Below are 16,574 nucleotides of genomic sequence, written 5' to 3'. Positions count from 1 at the left end.
ACATCTTAATCATTAATTGTTACTAACGTTCCAGATGGAATAGTATCTTGAATCCATTTAGCATCATCATAAGGTAGTCTTATACATCCATGTGATGCCTTAGAGCCAAGTTTGTCATATTCAGATTTTATCACGTTTCCATATAAATCATAAAGAACACTATGGAACAGGTAATTATTGTTAATCCTTGTCCAAAAATAAGCCCTGACACCACCTGATGTATCAAAAAACTTTCCCTTATCACCAATTAAGAACCTACCAGATAGTGTTGGTGTTTCATCTTGTCCTGTAGAGCATATGATTTCCTTTAGAAGTGTATCGCCATTAAACACATATACTCTCTGTTTATTTTTATCTACAAGTATATTATATGGTCCAGTGGGTGTAACTGTTTTAACCTCAGATACAGGAACATATCCCCTAACATAGGTTGAACTATCATAATCTACGATTTCCACATAATAATAGTTGTCCTTCCTATCTAAAACTTTAACTTCTGCTAAGCTTCCATAAGTTGATCCAACTATTTGTGAAGAAGAGCTGGCATTTTGTCTTATATATACTCTAGTAGTTTCTGGCTCATTCATTACTCCAAAACTATTAGTCCATGGTGGAGGTTGTGGTCCAACAGGCTTAGGTGGCTCTGGTGGCTTATTCTCAAGCCCAACTAGATAAAGTGTTAATAAAGAAACTGCCCCCTCAGATCCTAAAACATAAGAATTTTTTGCTGAAGACACTATTTTTGTTACAGAATCACTATTCTCTCTTCCCATACTATCACTAACAAGAATCAATGGCGCTCTATTTTTTTGGGCTAATGCAGCTCCTGATAGCGAATCTGGAAAATTAAGAGCTGAAGCTAAATATACATTACTCATATCTAAAGTATCTACAAATCTACTAATTACCTCCATATTTGTACTATATCTATCCTTACCAGATATTCGCTCAGCATTTTTAAACTGTGATTTTACATTCTCACTTATAACACCCTCTGAACCTATTATGTATGTATACTCTACATTCTTCTCTTTTAAAGAGTTTTTTACTATATCAGGTATTGAATCCTTAGTTACAAGTATTATAGGAATATCCATAGTTGCTGCAATTGGTGCAACTGATAGAGCATCTGGATAACCTTCTCCTGAAACTACAAACACCCTATCCTTTATTCCAATATAATTTGCAAGCAACATTGCAGTTTCATATCTGTCACTTCCGCCTATTCTTTCTGAACTTATTCCCATATTACTTAAACTACCTTCCACATCCTTAGAAATAGCTTGTCCTATTATAAAAACTTTTGAAACAGATAGATCTTTAAGCTGCTGAACAACTCTGCTATCTAATTTATCCTCAGAAGTTAGGATTATAGGCGCATCATACTTTTTTGAAAGTGGTGATGCACAAAGTGCATCCGGAAAATTTTGTCCTGACACCAATATTGCATATCCAGATTTACCGTTAAAATTTTGTGATATTTTAATTGACGTATCGTATCTATCTTGTCCACCATATCTTTGGTATTTTCCCTCTGCATAAACTATTGAAGTGCTGCTAATAATAAATAGAAGTAAGAGCAAAATTTTAAAACTATTTTTTGAAATAAACTTATATTTTATAATAACCACTCCCTATCATATAATCATTTGTAACATACAAAATTATAGGTATATACTTACTATAATGTTTTTTGCAAATTTTTACAAGTGTTTAAAACGTAATTCAGGGCTATTTTCCTACAATAAGCCCATTGGAGGTATACATATGAAACAGGAAATAACAACTCACTTAAACATGATAAAGGAAGATATATTTAACATATCAAAATATTTATATGAGAATCCTGAAGAAAGTTTTCATGAATATAAAGCATATGACTATATTGTGAATATGTTAAAAAAAAATAACTTTGAAGTTATAGAACATTATTTAGATTTACCTACAGCCTTTTATGCACAATATGGTACAGGTCATCCTAAAGTATGCTTTATCTGCGAGTATGATGCTGTAAAAGGTCTGGGCCATATTGTTGGCCATAACCTCATATCCGCTATGTCGCTTGGTGCAGCCATATCATTATCTAAAGTTGTGCCTAAAATAAATGGAAGTGTCATAGTTATAGGTTGCCCTGGCGAGTTCACTGGTAGTTCTAAGGTCACTATGACTCAACAAGGAACTTTTAATGATATAGATGTAGTTCTTATGGCTCATCCGGATATAATCACTGCTGAAAGTGGGACTTCTATGGCCATAGTGCCACTTAAAATATCTTACAAAAGTAGCCAGGGATTTGCCTATAGAAATCATAAAGGTCATTCTGCATTAGATGCATGCCTCTTTACTTTTAATACGTTGAATATACTTTCAAAAGGATTTGAAGAAAATTCATCTATAGATGGTATAATCGCAAATGGCGGAGATTCACCTCATTTGCTACCATCAGAAACAGAGTCAAAATTATATATTAGGTCTCCTAAAATGAAAACTGCTTGCGAAATGGAAAAAAAGGTACGTCAATTAGTTAGGACTACAAGTGACTTAATGAATGTTCATTCAGATATATGCTTATATGAACTACCCTACAATGAACTGCTTCCTAATAGCGTGCTATCAAGAATATTTTGTCATAATCTAAAAGAATGCGGTATTATAGAAATTGATCCACCTAAGAATACAAACTCTAGCTTAAGCCTTGGTACAGTAAGTCAAGTAGTTCCCTGTATACATCCTTATATATCTATTGCTGAAGATAATAAACTACAATATTCATCCCCTGAATTTGCAGAAGCTACCTTATCCTCTTTTGCTCAAGATAGAATTCTAAAAGTTTCACAAGCTCTTGCTTTAACAGCATTTGATCTAATTGAAAATGAAACTCTACTAAATAAAGTTAAAACTGAATTTTTTAATAATATAAGTGATGATAAATAAAGATAATGATAAAGAGAGATTAAATTTGTATATAATTTTTCTCTCTTTTTGTATTTCATTATTTATTATTTTAATAATGTTGAATCATTTACCATCAATTCCCTCAGCCAAATGTTTAACTTTATGTATAATAAATAACTATAAGTATATACATAAATAATTTTCATAATATATAATATAGTTATGATTAAATATAACCAATGATTAAACTTAATTGTACACAGGGAGGCACAAATGATTTCAATTTACAAAACTATAGATGAATTAGGTACACTTCAATCAATGGACACCATTGAACCAGGTTGTTGGATTAATATAGTAGCCCCTTCAGATCAAGATCTACTTATAATATCGAAAAAAGCAGGAGTTTCTTTGGAGTTTTTGAGAGCTGCTTTAGATGAAGAGGAAACTTCTCGTATTGACATGGAAGATAATAATTTATTAGTAATAGTTGATATTCCATTTACAGAAATGGAGGAGAATACTTTAACTTATGATTCTTACCCCCTAGCAATTATTCATACAGAATCAACTATAATCACAGTCTGTTTAAAAAACAGTAAAATTCTAACTGACTTTATAGATCGAAAAGTAAAATCATTTTATACCTTTAAGCGCTCTAGATTTATTTTACAAATACTTTATAGAATAGCGAGCTACTACCTACTCTATCTAAGACAAATAGATAAAAAAAGTGTTATGATTGAACAAAAACTTCATAAGTCTATGAAAAATAAAGAACTTATACAACTTTTATCGTTAGAAAAATCCTTAGTTTATTTTTCTACATCTTTGAAATCAAATGAAATTACTTTGGAAAAAATGTTAAAACTTGAATTGCTTCAAAAGTATCCAGAAGACCAAGACATACTAGAAGATGTAATCATAGAAAATAAACAAGCAATAGAAATGGCTAATATATATAGCAACATTTTAAGTGGAACTATGGATGCTTTTGCTTCTGTAATATCCAATAACCTGAACATAGTCATGAAGTTGCTTGCTTCTTTGACAATAGTTATGTCTATACCAAATATAATTTTTGGTTCATTTGGTATGAATGTAAATGCAATACCTTTCAGTAATAGCCCATTTGCATTTTGGTACGTATACGGCATAGCGGGTGTAATATGTCTAATTTCAATAATCATCTTGCGTAGAAAAGGACTATTCTAAATATAAGGATGTGGTAAAGTGATAGCTAACAGGTTGAAAAAAGGAGATACAATAGGTTTAATATCTCCTGCTGGTCCTGAAGCTCCAGATAAGATAAAAAATAGTATAGGGCTTATTAAATCATATGGGTTTAATGTTAAAGAAGGAAAACATATATATGACCAGCTAGGCTATCTGGCTGGTAACGATAAAAATAGGGCTGAAGATTTTACTGATATGTTTTTAGATAATGATGTAGATATGATTCTATGTGTAAGAGGCGGATATGGAACTATGAGAATTCTTCCTATTATAGATTTTAACATTATAAAACAAAATCCTAAAATATTTGCTGGCTTTAGTGATATAACTACACTTCTAAATAGTATATATGCAAAATGTAATTTAATAACTTTTCATTCACCTATGTGTAATTCGAATTTTACTGACGAATATACACTTAAAAACTTTTTAGATACAATTATGTTTGGTTTTAAACCGTTTATTATAAAAAATCCTGATAATATACCTACTAAAGGCTTTAATGCTAACGGCAATTCGATAACAGGTAAATTAGTAGGAGGAAACCTATCTTTAATTTGTAGTACTTTAGGTACCGGTTTTGAATTAGACACAAAGGATAAAATTTTATTTATAGAAGAGATTGGCGAAGAACCTTATAAAATTGATAGGATGTTCACTCAACTACTTCTATCCAACAAGCTTCAACAATGTGCTGGTATTATACTTGGTCAGTTCACAGATTGTGAACTTGTCCATTACGAAAGAAGTCTAACATTAGAGCAAGTACTTGAAGATAGAGTTTTATCAGTAAACAAACCAACATTGCTTAATTTTCAATCTGGTCACTCATATCCAAAGCTAACTCTCCCCATAGGAGCAAATATCAATGTAAACATTACAACCGGAATAATTGATGTAATTGAACCTGTAGTATACTAGTATTTAATATTTGAAGTGAATTCAAATATTAAAGTTTATAGTATGTCTACAAATACAGCTTATTTATAAGCAAAAAACACCTCATAAATATGAGGTGTTTTTCATTGGAGGCGCCACCCAGATTTGAACTGGGGGATAAAGGTTTTGCAGACCTCTGCCTTACCACTTGGCTATGGCGCCATAAGTATTAAATTCTCAATACCTTTATATTATATCTTTTTGATTTAAGAATGTCAATATACTCTATAAGTATTGATAAATTATAATAATAAAAAAGTACTAAATTTGATTTAGCACTTTTTTACTATTATCTAGCAGCGACCTACTCTTCCACACAGTCTCCCGTGCAGTACCATCGGCACTGTGAAGCTTAACCATCGTGTTCGGAATGGGAACGGGTGTAGCCTTCACGTCATAACCACTAGATTTGAGATGTTCTCTCAAAATTGCACAGTGATATATTAGGTCAAGCCCTCGACCTATTAGTATCAGTCAGCTGAACATGTTGCCATGCTTACACCTCTGACCTATCAACCTTGTGTTCTTCAAGGGGTCTTACTAGCTTACGCTATGGGAAATCTTATCTTGAGGTGGGCTTCACGCTTAGATGCTTTCAGCGTTTATCCCGTCCCGACATAGCTACCCAGCTGTGCTCCTGGCGGAACAACTGGTGCACCAGAGGTCAGTCCATCCCGGTCCTCTCGTACTAAGGACAGCTCCTCTCAAATTTCCTACGCCCGCGACGGATAGGGACCGAACTGTCTCACGACGTTCTGAACCCAGCTCGCGTGCCGCTTTAATGGGCGAACAGCCCAACCCTTGGGACCTACTTCAGCCCCAGGATGCGACGAGCCGACATCGAGGTGCCAAACCTCCCCGTCGATGTGGACTCTTGGGGGAGATCAGCCTGTTATCCCCGAGGTAGCTTTTATCCGTTGAGCGATGGCCCTCCCACGAGGTACCACCGGATCACTAAGCCCGACTTTCGTCCCTGCTCCACTTGTTTGTGTCGCAGTCAGGCTCCCTTCTGCCTTTGCACTCTACGAACGATTTCCAACCGTTCTGAGGGAACCTTTGGGCGCCTCCGTTACTTTTTAGGAGGCGACCGCCCCAGTCAAACTGCCCACCTAACAATGTCCCGTGACCAGATTCATGGCCGCCGGTTAGAATCCCAGTACTGTCAGGGTGGTATCCCAAGGACGACTCCACAAAGGCTGACGCCTCTGCTTCGCAGTCTCCCACCTATCCTGTACAGACAATACCGAGACTCAATGCTAAGCTACAGTAAAGCTCTACGGGGTCTTTCCGTCCAATCGCGGGTAGCGAGCATCTTCACTCGCAATACAATTTCGCCGGATTTGTTGTCGAGACAGTGCCCAAGTCATTACGCCATTCGTGCGGGTCGGAACTTACCCGACAAGGAATTTCGCTACCTTAGGACCGTTATAGTTACGGCCGCCGTTTACTGGGGCTTAAGTTCACACCTTCGCTTGCGCTAAGTGTTCCCCTTAACCTTCCAGCACCGGGCAGGCGTCAGCCCCTATACATCAGCTTTCGCTTTAGCAGAGACCTGTGTTTTTGCTAAACAGTTGCTTGGGCCTATTCTCTGCGACCACCTTGCGGTGGCACCCCTTCTCCCGAAGTTACGGGGTCAATTTGCCGAGTTCCTTGACAACAATTCTTCCGCTGGTCTTAGGATTCTCTCCTCACCTACCTGTGTCGGTTTGCGGTACGGGCACCAGTTCACTCCATAGAGACTTTTCTTGGCAGCGTGGAATCAGATACTTCGCCCAAAAGGGCTCCCCGTAACACCTCAGCATTAACTAGACGGATTTGCCTATCTAGTCTGCCTAAGTGCTTAGACGCACATCCAATAGTGCGCACATCCTATCCTCCTGCGTCATCCCATTTGTAATAACGCAAACTGGTGGTATCGGAATATCAACCGATTGTCCATCACCTACGCCTTTCGGCCTCGGCTTAGGTCCCGACTAACCCTGAGCGGACGAGCCTTCCTCAGGAAACCTTAGGTTTTCGACCAATAAGATTCTCACTTATTTCTCGCTACTTATGCCAGCATACTCACTCCTGTACAGTCCACCGCTCCTTACGGTACGACTTCAACCCATACAGGAAGCTCCTCTACCACTGATACTTACGTATCAATCCATAGCTTCGGTGGTAAGTTTTAGCCCCGAACATCTTCGGCGCAGGATCTCTCGACTAGTGAGCTATTACGCACTCTTTAAATGAGTGGCTGCTTCTAAGCCAACATCCTAGTTGTCTTGGAAATCCCACATCCTTTTCCACTTAACTTACACTTTGGGACCTTAGCTGATGGTCTGGGCTGTTTCCCTTTTGACCACGGATCTTATCATTCGTAGTCTGACTGCTTTGATTCAAGTATATGGCATTCGGAGTTTGATAGGGTTCAGTAACTGTTGTCAGCCCCTAGCCCATTCAGTGCTCTACCTCCACTACTCATTCAAAACGCTAGCCCTAAAGCTATTTCGAGGAGAACCAGCTATCTCCGAGTTCGATTGGAATTTCTCCGCTATCCACAGCTCATCCCATGGTTTTTCAACACCAATGTGGTTCGGTCCTCCACGGAATTTTACTTCCGCTTCAACCTGTCCATGGATAGGTCACCCGGTTTCGGGTCTACGACATGCAACTTTTTGCCCTATTCAGACTCGGTTTCCCTTCGGCTACGTATCTTAAATACTTAACCTTGCTACACATCGTAACTCGCTGGCTCGTTCTACAAAAAGCACGTCGTCGCAGGTAAAACTGCTTCGACTGATTGTGGACACACGGTTTCAGGTTCTATTTCACTCCCCTTCCGGGGTTCTTTTCACCTTTCCCTCACGGTACTGCTTCACTATCGGTCACCAGTTAGTATTTAGCCTTGGGAGGTGGTCCTCCCTGCTTCCCACAAGGTTTCACGTGTCTCGTGGTACTCTGGATCAGATCTGACTGTTATTCTTTTTACCTACAGGGCTGTTACCTTCTATGGCGGAGCCTTCCAGCTCTCTTCAATTAAGAAATCACAGTATTTAATGATCTGTCCGCAACCCCAGGAACAAGTTCCTGGTTTGGGCTCTTTCCCTTTCGCTCGCCGCTACTTAGGAAATCGATTTTTCTTTCTCTTCCTCCGGGTACTTAGATGTTTCAGTTCCCCGGGTCTACCTCTATAAACCTATGAATTCAGTTTACAGTACATAGCGTTAGCTATGTGGGTTGCCCCATTCGGAAATCTCCGGATCGCAGGCTATTTGCGCCTACCCGAAGCTTATCGCAGCTTATCGCGTCCTTCATCGGCTACTGGTGCCAAGGCATTCACCATGCGCCCTTTGTAGCTTGACCTTAAATCATAATTCTACAAAGGTATATATACCTTTAGCTTTACTTTGTTTATGTTAAATAATTTTCATTATTCAACGCTTATCACTGTGCAATTTTCAAAGAACATTTCGCTACCACCTTAGTGTTAGCTTTATTTGAGGTTTTAATCCCTCAAAATTAAACAGAGTGTAAACCAGAATTCCAATGTAACTAAAAACCTAAGCTTCTAGTTATTATTCCTTAGAAAGGAGGTGATCCAGCCGCAGGTTCTCCTACGGCTACCTTGTTACGACTTCACCCCAATCACTGACCCCACCTTCGGCCGCTGGCTCCTTACGGTTACCTCACGGACTTCGGGTGTTGCCAGCTCTCATGGTGTGACGGGCGGTGTGTACAAGGCCCGGGAACGTATTCACCGCGACATTCTGATTCGCGATTACTAGCAACTCCAGCTTCATGTAGGCGAGTTTCAGCCTACAATCCGAACTGGGATGAGTTTTTTAGTTTGGCTCCCCCTCGCGGGTTTGCATCTAATTGTACTCACCATTGTAGCACGTGTGTAGCCCTGGACATAAGGGGCATGATGATTTGACGTCATCCCCACCTTCCTCCCGGTTAACCCGGGCAGTCTCACTAGAGTGCTCAACTTAATGGTAGCAACTAATGATAAGGGTTGCGCTCGTTGCAGGACTTAACCTAACATCTCACGACACGAGCTGACGACAACCATGCACCACCTGTCTCCCTGCCCCGAAGGGCTTCCTCCATTACGAGTAATTCAGGGGATGTCAAGTCCAGGTAAGGTTCTTCGCGTTGCTTCGAATTAAACCACATGCTCCGCTGCTTGTGCGGGCCCCCGTCAATTCCTTTGAGTTTTAATCTTGCGATCGTACTTCCCAGGCGGAGTACTTATTGTGTTAACTGCGGCACAGAGGGTTGGACCCCCCTACACCTAGTACTCATCGTTTACGGCGTGGACTACCAGGGTATCTAATCCTGTTTGCTACCCACGCTTTCATGCCTCAGCGTCAGTTATGGTCCAGAGAATCGCCTTCGCCACTGGTGTTCTTCCTAATCTCTACGCATTTCACCGCTACACTAGGAATTCCATTCTCCTCTCCCACACTCTAGATATCCAGTTTGAAATGCAGCTCCCAAGTTAAGCCCGGGAATTTCACATCTCACTTAAATATCCGCCTACGCATCCTTTACGCCCAGTAAATCCGGACAACGCTTGCCACCTACGTATTACCGCGGCTGCTGGCACGTAGTTAGCCGTGGCTTCCTCCTTGGGTACCGTCATTATCGTCCCCAAAGACAGAGCTTTACAACCCGAAGGCCTTCATCACTCACGCGGCGTTGCTGCATCAGGCTTTCGCCCATTGTGCAATATTCCCCACTGCTGCCTCCCGTAGGAGTCTGGACCGTATCTCAGTTCCAATGTGGCCGATCACCCTCTCAGGTCGGCTACGCATCGTCGCCTTGGTGAGCCTTTACCTCACCAACTAGCTAATGCGCCGCGGGTCCATCTCAAAGCGGATTACTCCTTTAATTAGTCCTTCATGCGAAAAACTAATGTTATGCGGTATTAATCTCCCTTTCGGGAGGCTATCCCCCTCTTTGAGGCAGGTTACCCACGTGTTACTCACCCGTCCGCCGCTAATCCACCCCGAAGGGTTTCATCGCTCGACTTGCATGTGTTAGGCACGCCGCCAGCGTTCGTCCTGAGCCAGGATCAAACTCTCAATTTAAAAGTTTGCTTGCTCATTACTGTTTTGTTACTTTAAAAGTAACTCAAAGAATTGCTGGTTTATTTAAAAATAAGTTTTAACTTATCTTTCACTCTGTTTAATTTTCAAGGATCAATTTGTCTCATCTCGACTGCTTACTTAGTTTAACATCTTTGTTTTACCTTGTCAATAACTTTTTTATCATTTTTTAAAGTTGTTTGTTATACTTTGTCGCATCTCTCAACAACATATATTATTTTATCATATATATATATTAAACAAAACATTAGTAGTATTAAATTTAAAGCTTAATTTAACATTACTCAATATACCTATAAAATGCTCAATATTTAATGTAATGACACTCTAGGATGAGTTTATACAAGCCACCAATTATATTACTATAAATTTTAGGACTCTGCTTTTAAAATATCAGAGCCCTAAAATTTACAATTATTATATTATTTATTTATCTCTACATTATATTTTTTTCTAAGATCATTGTTTAATTGAGAATACTTAAACGCTTGTCTTTCTTGTAATAAATTATTTTTAATTGTATCTTTTACTTGATCGAAAGACTTCACAGAGCCTTCAATCTTTTCTTCGACCTTTATTAAATGATATCCAAATTGTGTTTTAACTGGTTCGCTTACTTCTCCTATCTTAAGACTAAATGCAGCTTCTTCAAACTCAGGTACCATTTGTCCTCTAGAAAATCTTCCAAGACTTCCACCTTGAGCATTTGATGGACAAGAAGAAAACTCCTTAGCAGCCTCCTCAAAAGACATACCATTCTCTATTTTCCCTAATATTTCTTCTGCCTTCTCTTTTGTTTCAACTAATATATGCTTCGCATCTACTAATTCTGGTTCCTTAAACATTTCGCTGTTAGCACTATAGAAATCTTCTACCTCTTTATCACTAACATTAGCCTCAGATACAACCTTAGATATAGCTGTTTGAGTTAAAATTTCCTTCTTAGCTCTTTCTAATTGCTCAATATATTGTTCATCATTTTCCATTCCAGAATCTTTAGCATAGTTATAAATTAATTCGAAAGATATTATTTCTTCAAGTAATTGAGCCCTACCCTTCTCTGTCATTAAATATCCTTGTCTTTCTCTAGGAAATCTAGATATTGTTGCTTCTAATTCTCTTTCTGTTATTTCTACACCATTAACTGTTGCTAATACTTTATTCTCCATAGTGTTTCTCCTTAAAATTTTATTTTATTTAACATAAATTATTATGACATATATTTATCCATTTTTCCACAATATGTTTAATTATTGTATATTTATTTTATAATAAATAAAAAAACTTCAGAATTTATCTGAAGTTTTGGTGGCCAGACCAGGAATCGAACCAGGGACACGAGGATTTTCAGTCCTCTGCTCTACCGACTGAGCTATCTAGCCAAATTATATATCTAGCAGCGACCTACTCTTCCACACAGTCTCCCGTGCAGTACCATCGGCACTGTGAAGCTTAACCATCGTGTTCGGAATGGGAACGGGTGTAGCCTTCACGTCATAACCACTAGATTCTATTTAGTTTATTAAGAGAATTTCATTCTCTCAAAATTGCACAGTGATGTTTTAGGTCAAGCCCTCGACCTATTAGTATCAGTCAGCTGAACATGTTACCATGCTTACACCTCTGACCTATCAACCTTGTGTTCTTCAAGGGGTCTTACTAGCTTACGCTATGGGAAATCTTATCTTGAGGTGGGCTTCACGCTTAGATGCTTTCAGCGTTTATCCCGTCCCGACATAGCTACCCAGCTGTGCTCCTGGCGGAACAACTGGTGCACCAGAGGTCAGTCCATCCCGGTCCTCTCGTACTAAGGACAGCTCCTCTCAAATTTCCTACGCCCGCGACGGATAGGGACCGAACTGTCTCACGACGTTCTGAACCCAGCTCGCGTGCCGCTTTAATGGGCGAACAGCCCAACCCTTGGGACCTACTTCAGCCCCAGGATGCGACGAGCCGACATCGAGGTGCCAAACCTCCCCGTCGATGTGGACTCTTGGGGGAGATCAGCCTGTTATCCCCGAGGTAGCTTTTATCCGTTGAGCGATGGCCCTCCCACGAGGTACCACCGGATCACTAAGCCCGACTTTCGTCCCTGCTCCACTTGTTTGTGTCGCAGTCAGGCTCCCTTCTGCCTTTGCACTCTACGAACGATTTCCAACCGTTCTGAGGGAACCTTTGGGCGCCTCCGTTACTTTTTAGGAGGCGACCGCCCCAGTCAAACTGCCCACCTAACAATGTCCCGTGACCAGATTCATGGCCGCCGGTTAGAATCCCAGTACTGTCAGGGTGGTATCCCAAGGACGACTCCACAAAGGCTGACGCCTCTGCTTCGCAGTCTCCCACCTATCCTGTACAGACAATACCGAGACTCAATGCTAAGCTACAGTAAAGCTCTACGGGGTCTTTCCGTCCAATCGCGGGTAGCGAGCATCTTCACTCGCAATACAATTTCGCCGGATTTGTTGTCGAGACAGTGCCCAAGTCATTACGCCATTCGTGCGGGTCGGAACTTACCCGACAAGGAATTTCGCTACCTTAGGACCGTTATAGTTACGGCCGCCGTTTACTGGGGCTTAAGTTCACACCTTCGCTTGCGCTAAGTGTTCCCCTTAACCTTCCAGCACCGGGCAGGCGTCAGCCCCTATACATCAGCTTTCGCTTTAGCAGAGACCTGTGTTTTTGCTAAACAGTTGCTTGGGCCTATTCTCTGCGACCACCTTGCGGTGGCACCCCTTCTCCCGAAGTTACGGGGTCAATTTGCCGAGTTCCTTGACAACAATTCTTCCGCTGGTCTTAGGATTCTCTCCTCACCTACCTGTGTCGGTTTGCGGTACGGGCACCAGTTCACTCCATAGAGACTTTTCTTGGCAGCGTGGAATCAGATACTTCGCCCAAAAGGGCTCCCCGTAACACCTCAGCATTAACTAGACGGATTTGCCTATCTAGTCTGCCTAAGTGCTTAGACGCACATCCAATAGTGCGCACATCCTATCCTCCTGCGTCATCCCATTTGTAATAACGCAAACTGGTGGTATCGGAATATCAACCGATTGTCCATCACCTACGCCTTTCGGCCTCGGCTTAGGTCCCGACTAACCCTGAGCGGACGAGCCTTCCTCAGGAAACCTTAGGTTTTCGACCAATAAGATTCTCACTTATTTCTCGCTACTTATGCCAGCATACTCACTCCTGTACAGTCCACCGCTCCTTACGGTACGACTTCAACCCATACAGGAAGCTCCTCTACCACTGATACTTACGTATCAATCCATAGCTTCGGTGGTAAGTTTTAGCCCCGAACATCTTCGGCGCAGGATCTCTCGACTAGTGAGCTATTACGCACTCTTTAAATGAGTGGCTGCTTCTAAGCCAACATCCTAGTTGTCTTGGAAATCCCACATCCTTTTCCACTTAACTTACACTTTGGGACCTTAGCTGATGGTCTGGGCTGTTTCCCTTTTGACCACGGATCTTATCATTCGTAGTCTGACTGCTTTGATTCAAGTATATGGCATTCGGAGTTTGATAGGGTTCAGTAACTGTTGTCAGCCCCTAGCCCATTCAGTGCTCTACCTCCACTACTCATTCAAAACGCTAGCCCTAAAGCTATTTCGAGGAGAACCAGCTATCTCCGAGTTCGATTGGAATTTCTCCGCTATCCACAGCTCATCCCATGGTTTTTCAACACCAATGTGGTTCGGTCCTCCACGGAATTTTACTTCCGCTTCAACCTGTCCATGGATAGGTCACCCGGTTTCGGGTCTACGACATGCAACTTTTTGCCCTATTCAGACTCGGTTTCCCTTCGGCTACGTATCTTAAATACTTAACCTTGCTACACATCGTAACTCGCTGGCTCGTTCTACAAAAAGCACGTCGTCGCAGGTAAAACTGCTTCGACTGATTGTGGACACACGGTTTCAGGTTCTATTTCACTCCCCTTCCGGGGTTCTTTTCACCTTTCCCTCACGGTACTGCTTCACTATCGGTCACCAGTTAGTATTTAGCCTTGGGAGGTGGTCCTCCCTGCTTCCCACAAGGTTTCACGTGTCTCGTGGTACTCTGGATCAGATCTGACTGTTATTCTTTTTACCTACAGGGCTGTTACCTTCTATGGCGGAGCCTTCCAGCTCTCTTCAATTAAGAAATCACAGTATTTAATGATCTGTCCGCAACCCCAGGAACAAGTTCCTGGTTTGGGCTCTTTCCCTTTCGCTCGCCGCTACTTAGGAAATCGATTTTTCTTTCTCTTCCTCCGGGTACTTAGATGTTTCAGTTCCCCGGGTCTACCTCTATAAACCTATGAATTCAGTTTACAGTACATAGCGTTAGCTATGTGGGTTGCCCCATTCGGAAATCTCCGGATCGCAGGCTATTTGCGCCTACCCGAAGCTTATCGCAGCTTATCGCGTCCTTCATCGGCTACTGGTGCCAAGGCATTCACCATGCGCCCTTTGTAGCTTGACCTTAAATCATAATTCTACAAAGGTATATATACCTTTAGCTTTACTTTGTTTATGTTAAATAATTTTCATTATTCAACGCTTATCACTGTGCAATTTTCAAAGAACATTTCGCTACCACCTTAGTGTTAGCTTTATTTGAGGTTTTAATCCCTCAAAATTAAACAGAGTGTAAACCAGAATTCCAATGTAACTAAAAACCTAAGCTTCTAGTTATTATTCCTTAGAAAGGAGGTGATCCAGCCGCAGGTTCTCCTACGGCTACCTTGTTACGACTTCACCCCAATCACTGACCCCACCTTCGGCCGCTGGCTCCTTACGGTTACCTCACGGACTTCGGGTGTTGCCAGCTCTCATGGTGTGACGGGCGGTGTGTACAAGGCCCGGGAACGTATTCACCGCGACATTCTGATTCGCGATTACTAGCAACTCCAGCTTCATGTAGGCGAGTTTCAGCCTACAATCCGAACTGGGATGAGTTTTTTAGTTTGGCTCCCCCTCGCGGGTTTGCATCTAATTGTACTCACCATTGTAGCACGTGTGTAGCCCTGGACATAAGGGGCATGATGATTTGACGTCATCCCCACCTTCCTCCCGGTTAACCCGGGCAGTCTCACTAGAGTGCTCAACTTAATGGTAGCAACTAATGATAAGGGTTGCGCTCGTTGCAGGACTTAACCTAACATCTCACGACACGAGCTGACGACAACCATGCACCACCTGTCTCCCTGCCCCGAAGGGCTTCCTCCATTACGAGTAATTCAGGGGATGTCAAGTCCAGGTAAGGTTCTTCGCGTTGCTTCGAATTAAACCACATGCTCCGCTGCTTGTGCGGGCCCCCGTCAATTCCTTTGAGTTTTAATCTTGCGATCGTACTTCCCAGGCGGAGTACTTATTGTGTTAACTGCGGCACAGAGGGTTGGACCCCCCTACACCTAGTACTCATCGTTTACGGCGTGGACTACCAGGGTATCTAATCCTGTTTGCTACCCACGCTTTCATGCCTCAGCGTCAGTTATGGTCCAGAGAATCGCCTTCGCCACTGGTGTTCTTCCTAATCTCTACGCATTTCACCGCTACACTAGGAATTCCATTCTCCTCTCCCACACTCTAGATATCCAGTTTGAAATGCAGCTCCCAAGTTAAGCCCGGGAATTTCACATCTCACTTAAATATCCGCCTACGCATCCTTTACGCCCAGTAAATCCGGACAACGCTTGCCACCTACGTATTACCGCGGCTGCTGGCACGTAGTTAGCCGTGGCTTCCTCCTTGGGTACCGTCATTATCGTCCCCAAAGACAGAGCTTTACAACCCGAAGGCCTTCATCACTCACGCGGCGTTGCTGCATCAGGCTTTCGCCCATTGTGCAATATTCCCCACTGCTGCCTCCCGTAGGAGTCTGGACCGTATCTCAGTTCCAATGTGGCCGATCACCCTCTCAGGTCGGCTACGCATCGTCGCCTTGGTGAGCCTTTACCTCACCAACTAGCTAATGCGCCGCGGGTCCATCTCAAAGCGGATTACTCCTTTAATTAGTTCTTCATGCGAAAAACTAATGTTATGCGGTATTAATCTCCCTTTCGGGAGGCTATCCCCCTCTTTGAGGCAGGTTACCCACGTGTTACTCACCCGTCCGCCGCTAATCCACCCCGAAGGGTTTCATCGCTCGACTTGCATGTGTTAGGCACGCCGCCAGCGTTCGTCCTGAGCCAGGATCAAACTCTCAATTTAAAAGTTTGCTTGCTCATTACTGTTTTGTTACTTTAAAAGTAACTCAAAGAATTGCTGGTTTATTTAAAAATAAGTTTTAACTTATCTTTCACTCTGTTTAATTTTCAAGGATCAATTTGTCTCATCTCGACTGCTTACTTAGTTTAACATCTTTGTTTTATCTTGTCAACAACTTTTTTATCATTTTTTAAAGTTGTTTGTTATACTTTGT

At 41.8% G+C, this 16,574-nt stretch carries 5 protein-coding genes, 2 tRNA genes and 6 rRNA genes; 3 read left to right on the top strand and 10 right to left on the bottom strand.

What is annotated here, in order from left to right:
• Positions 1–5 precede the first annotated feature (5 nt).
• Positions 6–1,583, bottom strand: coding sequence for a cell wall-binding repeat-containing protein (locus AC0N0V_RS00065; protein ID WP_474461455.1), 1,578 nt, complete (start codon positions 1,581–1,583; stop codon positions 6–8).
• Between the two features lie 184 nt (positions 1,584–1,767).
• On the opposite strand from AC0N0V_RS00065, the gene AC0N0V_RS00060 reads away from it, so the two are divergent.
• The 3 genes from AC0N0V_RS00060 to AC0N0V_RS00050 all read left to right on the top strand — a co-directional run bounded on the left by AC0N0V_RS00060 (position 1,768) and on the right by AC0N0V_RS00050 (position 5,052).
• Positions 1,768–2,934: a zinc-binding metallopeptidase family protein gene (locus AC0N0V_RS00060; RefSeq protein WP_474461454.1), complete on the top strand. Its 1,167-nt coding sequence runs from the start codon at positions 1,768–1,770 to the stop codon at positions 2,932–2,934.
• A gap of 234 nt (positions 2,935–3,168) precedes the next feature.
• Entirely contained in the window at positions 3,169–4,110 is a 942-nt protein-coding gene (locus tag AC0N0V_RS00055; protein WP_474461453.1) for a magnesium transporter CorA family protein, read from the top strand.
• 18 nt (positions 4,111–4,128) lie between these two features.
• Positions 4,129–5,052 carry a S66 peptidase family protein gene (locus AC0N0V_RS00050; RefSeq protein ID WP_474461452.1) on the top strand — a complete coding sequence of 308 codons (924 nt, stop codon included), beginning with the start codon at positions 4,129–4,131 and terminating at the stop codon, positions 5,050–5,052.
• A gap of 105 nt (positions 5,053–5,157) precedes the next feature.
• Here the strand turns inward: AC0N0V_RS00050 and AC0N0V_RS00045 are convergent.
• The 9 genes from AC0N0V_RS00045 to AC0N0V_RS00005 form a co-directional block, all read right to left on the bottom strand.
• Positions 5,158–5,232, bottom strand: a tRNA-Cys gene (locus AC0N0V_RS00045).
• Between the two features lie 129 nt (positions 5,233–5,361).
• A 5S ribosomal RNA gene (gene rrf, locus AC0N0V_RS00040) occupies positions 5,362–5,478 on the bottom strand.
• Positions 5,479–5,514: 36 nt separating this feature from the next.
• Positions 5,515–8,418: ribosomal RNA gene (locus AC0N0V_RS00035) — 23S ribosomal RNA — on the bottom strand.
• 223 nt (positions 8,419–8,641) lie between these two features.
• Positions 8,642–10,148, bottom strand: a 16S ribosomal RNA gene (locus AC0N0V_RS00030).
• 440 nt (positions 10,149–10,588) lie between these two features.
• Positions 10,589–11,335 carry a peptidylprolyl isomerase gene (locus AC0N0V_RS00025; RefSeq protein ID WP_474461451.1) on the bottom strand — a complete coding sequence of 249 codons (747 nt, stop codon included), beginning with the start codon at positions 11,333–11,335 and terminating at the stop codon, positions 10,589–10,591.
• Positions 11,336–11,472: 137 nt separating this feature from the next.
• Positions 11,473–11,548, bottom strand: a tRNA-Phe gene (locus AC0N0V_RS00020).
• A 9-nt stretch (positions 11,549–11,557) separates the two neighbouring features.
• A 5S ribosomal RNA gene (gene rrf / locus AC0N0V_RS00015) occupies positions 11,558–11,674 on the bottom strand.
• A 55-nt stretch (positions 11,675–11,729) separates the two neighbouring features.
• Positions 11,730–14,633: ribosomal RNA gene (locus tag AC0N0V_RS00010) — 23S ribosomal RNA — on the bottom strand.
• Positions 14,634–14,856: 223 nt separating this feature from the next.
• Positions 14,857–16,363, bottom strand: a 16S ribosomal RNA gene (locus AC0N0V_RS00005).
• Together the 16S, 23S and 5S rRNA genes with 2 tRNA genes alongside form the textbook arrangement of a ribosomal RNA operon.
• Between the last annotated feature and the right edge of the window lie 211 nt (positions 16,364–16,574).

The organism is Clostridium sp. CS1-1 (assembly GCF_056135525.1).
This window is presented reverse-complemented; position numbering and strand designations above follow the sequence as displayed.

What these genes read in the sequence shown, in the direction of transcription:
- AC0N0V_RS00060 (WP_474461454.1), top strand. Translation starts at nt 1,768, where the DNA reads ATGAAACAGGAAATAACAACTCACTTAAACATGATAAAGGAAGATATA.
- AC0N0V_RS00055 (WP_474461453.1), top strand. Translation starts at nt 3,169, where the DNA reads ATGATTTCAATTTACAAAACTATAGATGAATTAGGTACACTTCAATCA.
- AC0N0V_RS00025 (WP_474461451.1), bottom strand. Translation starts at nt 11,335, where the DNA reads ATGGAGAATAAAGTATTAGCAACAGTTAATGGTGTAGAAATAACAGAA.